The sequence below is a fragment of the Mesorhizobium sp. M6A.T.Ce.TU.002.03.1.1 genome (assembly GCF_003997275.1).
In the GTDB taxonomy this organism is placed as follows: Bacteria; Pseudomonadota; Alphaproteobacteria; order Rhizobiales; family Rhizobiaceae; genus Mesorhizobium; species Mesorhizobium mediterraneum.
Window position 1 is genome coordinate 1 of record NZ_RZTI01000170.1, and the last position, 10,582, is coordinate 10,582.

At 67.0% G+C, this 10,582-nt stretch carries 10 protein-coding genes; 9 read left to right on the forward strand and 1 reads right to left on the reverse strand.

The annotated features are described in order from the left end of the window. The 5 genes from EOC93_RS30190 to EOC93_RS30210 form a co-directional block, all read left to right on the forward strand. Nucleotides 1–2,968 (forward strand): cobaltochelatase subunit CobN (locus EOC93_RS30190; RefSeq protein ID WP_127206449.1); only part of this gene is annotated, 2,968 nt, incomplete at its 5' end. Beyond that, complete coding sequence (gene cobG, locus EOC93_RS30195; RefSeq protein WP_127206450.1) at nt 2,965–4,434, forward strand: precorrin-3B synthase; 1,470 nt, start codon at nt 2,965–2,967, stop codon at nt 4,432–4,434. The genes EOC93_RS30190 and cobG, both read left to right, overlap by 4 nt. Before the next feature lie 2 nt (nt 4,435–4,436). Then, the gene (locus EOC93_RS30200) at nt 4,437–5,078 is read left to right on the forward strand and encodes a precorrin-8X methylmutase (protein ID WP_127206451.1); all 642 of its coding nucleotides are present in this window, start codon (nt 4,437–4,439) and stop codon (nt 5,076–5,078) included. Next, nucleotides 5,075–5,836 carry a precorrin-2 C(20)-methyltransferase gene (locus EOC93_RS30205; protein WP_127206452.1) on the forward strand — a complete coding sequence of 254 codons (762 nt, stop codon included), beginning with the start codon at nt 5,075–5,077 and terminating at the stop codon, nt 5,834–5,836. The genes EOC93_RS30200 and EOC93_RS30205 overlap by 4 nt, the downstream gene beginning before the upstream one ends. Next, nucleotides 5,833–6,597, forward strand: a complete 765-nt coding sequence (locus EOC93_RS30210) for a precorrin-3B C(17)-methyltransferase (protein ID WP_127206453.1) — start codon at nt 5,833–5,835, stop codon at nt 6,595–6,597. The genes EOC93_RS30205 and EOC93_RS30210 overlap by 4 nt, the downstream gene beginning before the upstream one ends. Here the strand turns inward: EOC93_RS30210 and EOC93_RS30215 are convergent. Continuing rightward, on the reverse strand, nt 6,561–7,325 hold the full coding sequence (locus tag EOC93_RS30215; protein WP_127206454.1) for a cobalt-precorrin-6A reductase: 765 nt from the start codon (nt 7,323–7,325) through the stop codon (nt 6,561–6,563). The two genes, EOC93_RS30210 and EOC93_RS30215, sit on opposite strands and share 37 nt — an antisense overlap. Before the next feature lie 154 nt (nt 7,326–7,479). Here EOC93_RS30215 and cbiE point away from each other — a divergent pair, with 154 nt between their 5' ends. From cbiE to cobA, 4 genes are all read left to right on the forward strand, one after another. Beyond that, nucleotides 7,480–8,709, forward strand: coding sequence for a precorrin-6y C5,15-methyltransferase (decarboxylating) subunit CbiE (gene cbiE, locus EOC93_RS30225; protein ID WP_127206456.1), 1,230 nt, complete (start codon nt 7,480–7,482; stop codon nt 8,707–8,709). Continuing rightward, complete coding sequence (locus EOC93_RS30230) at nt 8,706–9,092, forward strand: cobalamin biosynthesis protein (protein ID WP_126106047.1); 387 nt, start codon at nt 8,706–8,708, stop codon at nt 9,090–9,092. Before cbiE ends, EOC93_RS30230 begins: the two co-directional genes overlap by 4 nt. After that, nucleotides 9,089–9,853, forward strand: a complete 765-nt coding sequence (cobM, locus tag EOC93_RS30235; RefSeq protein WP_127206457.1) for a precorrin-4 C(11)-methyltransferase — start codon at nt 9,089–9,091, stop codon at nt 9,851–9,853. Before EOC93_RS30230 ends, cobM begins: the two co-directional genes overlap by 4 nt. Next, nucleotides 9,850–10,582: uroporphyrinogen-III C-methyltransferase (gene cobA / locus EOC93_RS30240; RefSeq protein WP_127206458.1), on the forward strand; the 733-nt coding region annotated here is incomplete at its 3' end. The genes cobM and cobA, both read left to right, overlap by 4 nt.

Genomic DNA, 10,582 nt, shown 5'->3' on the forward strand with positions numbered 1-10,582 from the left:
CCCTCCCCTCGAGGGGGAGGGAGACGCCGCCCCCATCATCCCCATCCTCTTCTACCGTTCGATGCTGCTCGCCGCCGATGTCGCGCCCATCGATGCATTGTTCGAGGCGCTCGGACAGCGCGGCATGGCCCCCGTCCCCATCTTCGTCTCCAGCCTAAAGGACCCGGCCTCGCTCGCCTTTGTCGAAATAGCACTGTCGACACTAAACCCTGCTGCCATCATCACCACCACGGCCTTCGCCTCCGGTGCCGAGCCCGGCGTCGAGACCCTGTTCGACCGCGCTGGCGTGCCGGTGTTCCAGGTCATCGTCGCGACGACACGCCGTGACATCTGGCAAAACAACCAGCGCGGCCTCGCCCCCGCCGACCTCGCCATGCATGTCGTGCTGCCCGAGCTCGACGGCCGCATCCTCGCCGGCGCCATTTCCTTCAAGGGCGAGAGCGAAACCGACCCGGCATTGGCCTTCCGCGCCTTCGCCAACCGGCCGGAGCCGGACCGCGTGGCGCAGGTGGCGAACCGTGTCGAAGCTTTCGTGCGCCTGCAGCGCACGCCGCGCGCAGAACGCAAGCTCGCCATCCTGATTCCCGACTATCCGAGCGCGCCCGGCCGCACCGGCTACGCCGTCGGTCTAGACGTGCCATCCAGCGTGCTGGCGATGCTGCATGACCTGAGCGAACAGGGCTATGCCGTTGAAGGGATTCCGCAAACGCCGCGCGCGTTGCTGGATAGGCTGGAAAAAGGCGGCCAAGAGTTGGCATTGAAGGAGTATCTGACCTTCTCGAATGAAGTGCCGCCCGCGGCTATCGCCGCGTTAGAGGCCGCATGGGGGAATGCGGAAGATGAGACAGGTTTGTGCGAGGCACCCCCCTCTGTCCTGCCGGACATCTCCCCCGCAAGGGGGGAGATTGAACTCTCTTTGAGGCTTTCGCCAACTACCAGCGTTGCAGAAGGAGCGACGGCATCGGAACTGCCAATCTCCCCCCTTGCGGGGGAGATGTCCGGCAGGACAGAGGGGGGTGTTCAAGCGCTTACCGCGGCAAATTTCCCCTTCCGCGCCGCCACCTTCGGCAACATCACCGTGGCGCTCGCCCCCGATCGCGGGCGTTCCGCCGATCGCCGCGCCGACTATCACGACCCGACATTGCCACCCCGTCATGCGCTGATCGCCTTCGGCCTGTGGCTTAGGAAATCCCTCGGTGTCCATGCCCTCGTCCACGTAGGCGCCCACGGCACGCTGGAATGGCTGCCCGGAAAAACCGTTGCACTCAGCGAGACCTGCTTCCCCGAGATCGTCACCGGCCCCCTGCCCGTCATCTATCCCTTCATCGTCTCCAACCCCGGCGAGGCAGCGCAGGCCAAGCGGCGCATTGCCGCCGTCACCCTCGGCCATTTGCCGCCGCCGCTGACCGGCGCCGGGCTTGACGAGAACCAGCACCAGCTTGAACGGCTGGTCGACGAATATGCCCAGGCCGACGGGCTCGACCGCCGCCGTCGCGACCGCCTGGCGAAGTTGATCGTCGAAACGGCGCAGAAGACCGGCTTCGCATCCGAGGCCGGCGTCGCCGGAATCGACGCGCCCGACGAAGCGCTGCGCCGGATCGACGCCTGGCTTTGCGACCTCAAGGATTTCGCGATCAAGGACGGCCTGCACATCTACGGCCGGTCGCCGGAAGGCGAGGCCGATCCGCTGCGCGAGCAAAGCGCGACAGCCGAAAAAGCAGCACTGCTTGCCGCCCTCGACGGCCGTCATGTCGCTGCCGGTCCGGCCGGTGCACCCGCGCGTGGCCGGCGCGATGTGCTGCCGACCGGCCGTAATCTGTTCACCGCCGATCCACGCACCATGCCGACGCCGACATCCTTCGATCTCGGCAGGGCGGCCTCCGACGAGGTCTTGCGCAGCTATATGCAATCGCATGGCGACTGGCCGCGCTCGCTAGTCATCGACCTGTGGGGCTCGGCCTCGCTGCGCACCGGCGGCGAGGAGATCGCGCAAGGCCTGGCGCTGATGGGCTGCCGGCCGCAATGGGATTCCGCCACCGGCCGCGTCACCGGCATCGAGGTGCTGCCGCCGGCCACGCTTGGCCGGCCACGCGTCGACGTCACCTGGCGCATATCGGGCCTGTTCCGCGACATGTTCCCGACCCAGATCGCGTTGATCGACGCTGCCGCCAACGCCGTCGCTACCCGCGACGAGGACGTGTCGGAGAACCCGCTCGCCGCAAGGACCCGCGCAGACGGGAAGATCAGCCCACGCATTTTCGGCACCTCGCCCGGCACCTACGGCGCCGGCGTCGAGGATTTGCTGTCGAGCGGCGACTGGGCCGCGCGCGAAGAAATCGGCCGCGCCTACCTCGACGCCACCTCGCATGCCTATGGCGGCGCAGAGGGCGAAGGGATTTCGGCGCCCGGCGCCTTCGAGGATCGTATCGCCGAGGCGGACCTTCTCGTCCATACCGGAGACGACCCCGGCCGCGACATCCTCGAAGGCTCCGCCGACGTCGCCTTCATCGGCGGTTTTTCGGCGGCGCTAGCCGCACTCGGCAAGAACGCCGATGTCATCGTGCTCGACACCACCGATCCGCAAAAGCCGAAGCCGCGCTCGGTTGGAGAAGCCGTGTCACGGGTCGTGCGGGCGCGCGCGGTCAACCCGCGCTTCATTGCCGGCCAGATGCGGCACGGGCCGCGCGGTGCCTCGGAATTCGCCGAGACGGTCGACCGTCTCGTCGGCTTTGCCGAGACCACCTATGCCATACCGGGCGCGCTGATCGAGGCCGTGCACGACGCCTATCTCGGCGACCCCATTGTCCGGGCGTTCATCCTGCGCGAGAATCCGGCGGCGGCGAAGGTCATCGCCGAGCGTTTGCTGTCGGCACGGCGGCGCGGTCTCTGGCATCCGCTGCGCAATTCCATCGATGACGATCTCGCCACACTGATCGCCGAGGCCCAGGCGCTGGGGGTGGCGGCATGAACGCCTTCTCCCGACGCGGCGCCTGCCCCGCTTTGTCGGCGCCGATGCAGACCGGTGACGGCCTTTTGGTGCGGCTCAACCCGGTCGCTGGAGGACTCTTGCCGAAAGCCTTGATCGGACTCGGTGAATCCGCCTTGCGGCACGGCAACGGCATCATGGAAGTGACCGCACGCGGCAGCCTGCAGATACGCGGCCTGACGCCGGCAAGCGCGCGGCTGCTGGCGGTGGAGGTCGATGCACTTGGCATTGCCGTGCGCACCGGCGTGCCGGTCGAGACCGGTCCACTGGCAGGGCTCGACACCAAGGAGATCGTCGATCCGCGCCCGCTGGCGGAGCGGATTCGGGCGGCAATTGATGAAGCTGGGCTGGCACAGCGCCTTGGCCCGAAGGTCTCGGTGATTGTCGACGGCGGCGGACGGCTGACAATGGATGCGGTTACCGCCGACGTGCGGCTCGTTGCAACGCGCACCAATGCGGGAATCAAGTGGCAGGTGGCTGTCGCGGGTGATGGGCAGAATGCGAAGCCGCTCGTTACGGTGGAAGACGATGCGGCGCGCGATATTGCAGTCGCGATGCTCAGGATGATCGCCGAAAAAGGCCGCGAAGCCCATGCACGGGATTTGACGGAAAGGCAGTTAATATCCCTCGCAAGCTGGCATTCCTTCGCGCCCCCCTCTGTCCTGCCGGACATCTCCCCCACTTGGGGGGAGATCGGCAGCTTCGCCGGCGGCTCCCCCTCGGCATCTTTGGCGATTGGCGAAAGCGGAGATGAGGGCGCAATCTCCCCCCAAGTGGGGGAGATGTCCGGCAAGACAGAGGGGGGCGCGAAGGAACGCCAGCCAATCGGAATTTTCGATCTGGCTGCCACCAGCATCGCCCTCGGCATCGGCCTGCCCTTCGGCAGCATGCCGGCAGAGAAGATCATCGACCTCTCGCAGAGCGCCCTCGCCCTTGGCGCAACCCAAATCCGCCTCGCGCCACAACGCGCGCTGCTTTTCCTCGGCCTCTCCCCGACCGCCTGCCACTCGCTCCAGCACGCCGCCGCCACCCTCGGCTTCGTCACCAACCCCACCGATCCGCGCACCAGGATCGCCGCTTGCCCTGGAACTCCCGCCTGCGCCTCCGGCCGGATCGCCACCCGCGATATCGCCGAGACCATCGCAGCGGAAGATGGTGACATCCTCGATTCCTCCTTCACGCTGCACATTTCCGGCTGCGCCAAGGGCTGCGCGCATCCCGGCCCGGCGGCGCTGACACTGGTCGGCGGCGAAAACGGGGCCGGACTTGTCGTGGACGGGACGGCGAAGGCCCTTCCCGCCGGATACAGGCCAGGCTATGACGCCGCGCGCGGCGTTGGCCGCATTGCGGCTGCGATCCGCGGCACACGACTTCGAGGTGAAACCGCCGCCATTTGCCTGGCAAGGCTTGGCGCGGCCGAAATCATCGAAACTTACCGACAGGAATGAGCATGCCCGCTCACATCGCCTACGACTACATCCATGACGGCACGGCGATCTATGAGCGCTCCTTCGCCATCATTCGTGCCGAGGCCGACCTGTCGCGGTTTTCCGATGCCGAAGCCGATGTCGCCATTCGCATGATCCATGCCTGCGGACAGGTCGAGGCCAGCAGGCACTTCGTTTTTTCAGAGGATTTTGTAGCCGCCGCGCGCACGGCGCTGGCGGCCGGCGCGCCGATCTTCTGCGACGCCGAGATGGTCTCGCACGGCGTGACGCGCGCGCGGTTGCCGGCCGGCAACGAGGTGATCTGCACGCTGCGCGACCCGCAAACCTCTGACATCGCGAAAAAGATCGGCAACACCCGCTCGGCCGCGGCCATCGACCTGTGGGGCGAGCGCATGGCCGGTTCGGTCGTCGCCATCGGCAATGCGCCGACAGCGCTTTTCTACCTGCTGGAAAGGCTGCGCGACGCCGCCCCGAAACCTGCCGCCATCATCGGCATGCCCGTCGGCTTCGTCGGTGCTGCCGAATCGAAGGATGCGCTGGCCGAGAATTCCTATGGCGTGCCTTACGCGATAGTGCGCGGCAGATTGGGCGGCAGCGCCATGACCGCGGCGGCACTCAACGCACTGGCGAGGCCGGGCCTGTGAACGCGATTGCAAAAGGTAGGCTTGTCGGCGTCGGCACCGGTCCCGGCGACCCCGAACTGCTGACGCTCAAAGCCGTGCGCGCGCTGGCCGAGGCCGACGTGGTCGCGCATTTTGCCAAGCGCGGCAACAACAGCAATGCGCGCGCCATCGTCGGCGCCCATTTTCGTCCCGATTTGATAGAGTTGCCGCTGCTCTATCCCGTGACCACCGAAATCGACAAGGATCACAGCGAATACCGGTCGCAGATAACGGATTTCTACGAAGAGTCGGCCGAGAAGGTCGCTGAGCACCTCAGCGCCGGCAGAATGGTCGCCGTGCTTTCGGAAGGCGACCCGCTGTTCTACGGCTCCTACATGCATCTACATGTCAGGCTGGCGCACCGCTTCCCAACCGAAGTCATTCCCGGCGTCACCGCCATGTCCGGCTGCTGGTCGGCGACCGGAACGCCGATCGTCCAGGGCGACGACGTGCTGACCGTGCTGCCGGGCACAATGAGCGAATTCGAGCTGACGCGCCGCCTCGCCGATACCGATGCCGCCGTCATCATGAAGGTCGGCCGCAACCTGCCCAAGATCAGGCGCGCGCTGGAGGCGACCGGCAAGCTGGCGCGTGCCGTCTATGTCGAGCGCGGCACCATGCCGGGCGGCATCTCGATGCGGCTGGCCGACAAGCAGGACGACAAGGCACCCTATTTCGCCATCGTGCTGGTGGCTGGCTGGTCCGGCCGTCGCGAAGCATTGATGGAGGCCGGGGCATGAGCGGCCGCCTGACCGTCATCGGCCTCGGACCCGGCAATGCCGACCAGGTGACGCCGGAGGCAAACCGCGCCGTCGCCGAGGCAAAATTCTTCTACGGCTACAAGCCCTATCTCGATCGGCTCGACCTGCGCCCGGACCAGACCCGCGTCGCCTCTGATAATCGTGAGGAGCTGTCCCGCGCCAACGACGCGCTGGCAAAGGCTGCGCAAGGCCACGATGTCGCCGTCGTCTCGGGCGGCGACCCTGGCGTCTTTGCCATGGCGGCCGCCGTCTGCGAGGCGATCGAGGCCGGACCGGCCGAATGGCGTGCCGTCGATGTCGCAATGCTGCCCGGCATTACCGCCATGCTTGCGGTAGCTGCGCGCATTGGCGCGCCGCTCGGCCATGATTTCTGCGCCATCTCGCTGTCCGACAATCTGAAGCCCTGGGACCTGATCGAGCTGCGCCTGCTGGCGGCGGCCGGCGCCGGCTTCGTCATCGCGCTTTACAATCCAATCAGCAAGGCGCGTCCCTGGCAGCTTGGCCGCGCCTTCGAATGCCTCACAGCGATTCTGCCCGGCACCACGCCGGTCGTCTTCGGCCGCGCCGCCGGCCGTCCCGACGAGCGAATCGAGGTGTTTTTGCTGGCGGACGCCGACGCGGAAAAGGCTGACATGGCGACCTGCATCATCATCGGCTCGCCGGAAACCAGGATCATTAAGCGCGGTGAAAAACCGGCGCTGGTCTACACGCCGCGTTCGGCAGCGGGCCCAAGAAAATGACTGACCATCGCTGCAAGCGCTTCGACGGTTTCAGCCGACGTAACATCCGGCAGCGCCGGCCGGCGGATCATGATCACCTCGATGCCGAGCGTCCGCGCCGCCGCGATCTTGCCATAGGTCGCCTCGCCGCCGCTGTTCTTGGACACGACGACGTCGATGCGATGGCTTTCGAGCAGCGCGCGCTCATCCGCCTCGCGAAACGGCCCGCGCGACAACAGATAGGTCGCATCGGGTACCGCAAGCCTCGGCTCGACCGGATCGACGCTGCGGATCAGATAGTGATGCTGGGGAGCGGCCTCGAACGCGGCGACCTCCTGCCGCCCGAGCGCCAGGAAGACGCGGCGTGGAGCCGATCCCAGCACCTTCACCGCGTCGGTTACTCCATCGACGAGCGTCCAGCGGTCGCCTTCGGCTGGCTCCCAGCCTGGGCGCCAGAGCGCAATGATAGGCACACCGGCCCCATGCGCCGCTTCCGCCGCATTGGCGGAGATCTGCGCCGCATAGGGATGCGTGGCGTCGATCAGCAGATCGATCTGGTTTTGGCGGAGATATGCCGCCAGCCCATCGGCGCCGCCGAAACCACCCACCCTCGTCGGAACGCCTTGCGCCACCGGGCTTTCAGTGCGGCCGGCCAGCGACAGCGTGAGCGACACATCCGGGCGCGCGGCCAGCTTTCCCGCCAGTTGCCGGGCTTCGGTGGTTCCGCCGAGGATCAGAATGCGCTTCATTGGCACCACAATGGGCGACGCCGAGCAGCCCCTCACCCTTACCCTCTCCCCGTGAAGGGCGGGGAGAGGGGGACGCCAGCGTTGCGGCCAGTTCCCTTCTCCCCGTCACTATACGGGGAGAAGGTGCCGGCAGGCGGATGAGGGGCGGCGCGGCATGTCAAATAATAAACAGCCAACACCCAAATGGCTCACAATCGTCGGCATCGGCGAGGACGGTGTAGCGGGTCTCGGTGACGAGGCCAAGCGGTTGATCGCCGAGGCCGAATTCGTCTTCGGCGGCACGCGTCACCTTGCCCTTGTCGGGTCACTCGCCAAAGGCGAAGCCCGCGCCTGGCCGACCCCTTTCGATACGGAGATGCGCGACGTGCTGGCACTTGCGGGCAAAAAGGTCTGCGTGCTGGCCTCCGGCGATCCGTTCTTCCACGGCGTCGGCGTCACCCTTACCCGCAAGGTTGCGGTTGACGAGATGCGCGTCATCCCTGCGCCTTCGGCCATGTCGCTGGCTGCCGCCCGCCTCGGCTGGGCGCTGCAGGATGTCGAGACCATTTCGCTGCATGGCCGCTCGCTCGACCTGATCCGGCCGCTGCTGCATCCGGGCACCCGCATCCTTGCGCTGACCTCGGACGGCGATGCGCCGGCAGCGATTGCTCGCCTGCTGACCGAACTCGACTTCGGCGCCTCACGACTGACGATCCTGGAGGCGTTGGGCGGCCCGAACGAAAAGCTGCGCTCGGCGCGCGCGGACGCCTTCGATCTCGAAATGATCAACCCGCTCAACGTGCTGGCGATCGAAGTTGACTCAACTCCAGAAGCACGCGTCCTGCCGCTGACCTCAGGCCTTGCCGACCATTTGTTCGAGCATGACGGCCAGATCACCAAGCGCGAGATCCGCGCGATTACCCTGTCCGCCCTCGCCCCCAGGCGCGGCGAGTTGCTGTGGGATATCGGCGCCGGCTCCGGTTCGATAGGCATCGAATGGATGCTGACCCATCCCTCGCTGCGCGCCATTGCTATCGAGGCCGATCCGGTCCGCGCCGCCCGCATCCACCGCAACGCTTCACACTGTGGCGTGCCCGACCTTGTCGTCGTTGAAGGCTCGGCACCAAAGGCGCTTGCCAAGCTAGGCACGCCGGATGCGATCTTCATCGGCGGCGGCGGCAGCGATAGCGGCGTGCTGGGCGCGGCCATCAAGGCCCTGCGTGTTGGCGGCCGGTTGGTTGCCAATGCGGTGACGCTGGAGATGGAGGCGCTGCTGCTTGTCCATCACGCTTCGCTCGGCGGCGATCTCACCCGCATCGCGCTATCGCGTGTGTCACCGGTCGGATCGATGCAGGCCTGGCGGCCAGCGATGCCGGTCACCCAATGGAGCTGGGTCAAGCCATGATGGTCGCGGGCATCGGCAGCCGCAAGGGCGTCAGCGCAAGGGATGTGCTTGCCGTCATTGAAACCGCGCTGGAAGCGCACGGGCTGGCGATGACGGCGCTTTCGGCGCTCGCAACTGCTTCTCTGAAGCAGAACGAGCGGGCAATCTTCTCTGCCGGGCGCGAGCTCGCCCTGCCCGTGATCATTGTCGAGGACGATGCGCTCAAGGCCGCGTCGTCGCGCGCAATCAGCCGCTCGAGCCTGTCGCAGGAGCGTGCCGGCACGCCGTCGGTTTCCGAAGCCTCCGCGCTTGCCGCTGCCGGAAAAGACGCGAAACTGCTTGGGCCGCGCATTGTGCTTGGCCCGGTCACCTGCGCCATCGCCATCAGCGGAGACGCGGCATGACGGTCCATTTCATCGGCGCCGGACCGGGCGCGGCCGACCTCATCACCTTGCGTGGCAGCCGACTGCTGGCAAGCTGCCCGGTCTGCCTCTATGCCGGCTCGATCGTCGCGCCCGAGCTGCTGCAGCACTGCGCACCTGGCACGAAATTGATCGATACCGCACCGATGTCGCTCGACGAGATCGAAGCGGAATATGTGGCGGCTCACCAGGCCGGCCACGATGTCGCCCGCCTCCATTCCGGTGATCTCTCGGTGTGGAGCGCCGTCGCAGAGCAGATCCGCCGGCTGGAGAAGCACGGCATCGCCTACACGCTGACGCCGGGCGTGCCTTCCTTCGCCGCCGCCGCGGCAGCGCTGCGCCGCGAACTGACCATTCCCGAGGTCGCGCAGAGCCTGGTGCTGACCCGTATCTCCGGCCGTGCGTCAAAAATGCCGCCCGGCGAAACCCTGGCCGGTTTCGGCCGCACTGGTGCGACGCTGGCCATTCATCTTGCCATCCACGCCATCGACCGCGTCGTCGCCGAACTGACGCCATTCTATGGCGCCGATTGCCCGGTGGCGGTCGTCTTCCGCGCCTCCTGGCCGGACGAGCGCGTGCTGACCGGCACGCTGGCGACGATCGAGGCGCAGTTGGCCGCCGATCCGATGGAACGCACGGCGATCATCTTCGTCGGCCGCTCGCTGGCAGCCGAAGGCTTTGGCGAGAGTTCACTTTACGACGCCCACTATCAGCGGCGTTTTCGCGGACGGGACGGATTGTGAACGACGGCACCAGAAACAGAAGTGGAAACGCTTCAGTCGAACAGGCTTTGGCCCGGCTGAACTTCAAACCGCGCCAGCTGGAGCCGGGCCATGTCTGGCTCGCCGGCGCCGGCCCCGGCGATCCCGGCTGCCTGACGCTGGAAGTGCTGGCGGCACTTGGGCAGTGCGATGCCCTCGTCTACGACGCGCTAGTCTCGCCCGATGTCGTCGCTGTCGCCGAGGCCGCGGAGCTTTTCTACGCCGGCAAGCGCGGCGGCCAACCGTCGATGAAGCAGGACGACATCACCGCTTTGCTGGTGCGGCTGGCGCGCGAGGGCCGGCGCGTCGTCCGTCTGAAGGGCGGTGATCCCTATATTTTCGGACGTGGCGGCGAAGAGGCGCTGGCGCTTGCCCGCGAAAACATCCCGTTCCGCGTCCTGTCCGGCCTCACCTCGGGCCTCAGCGCGCTTGCCGGTGCCGGCATCCCCGCCACCATGCGCGGCATCAACAAGGCGGTGATCCTGGCGACCGGCCACGCCGCCGGCACCGATGACGACCTCGACTGGGCGGCAATCGCCCGCACCGGCCAGCCGGTCGTCGTCTATATGGGTATGGCCAATCTGCCGCTGATCGCCGGCGCGCTGCTCGAGGGTGGGCTGGCGCCGTCGACGCCGGCGGCGGTGATTGTTGCCGCAACAACGCCGCAGGAGCGCATCGCAACGATGCCGCCGACGACGATCAGCGCCGGTG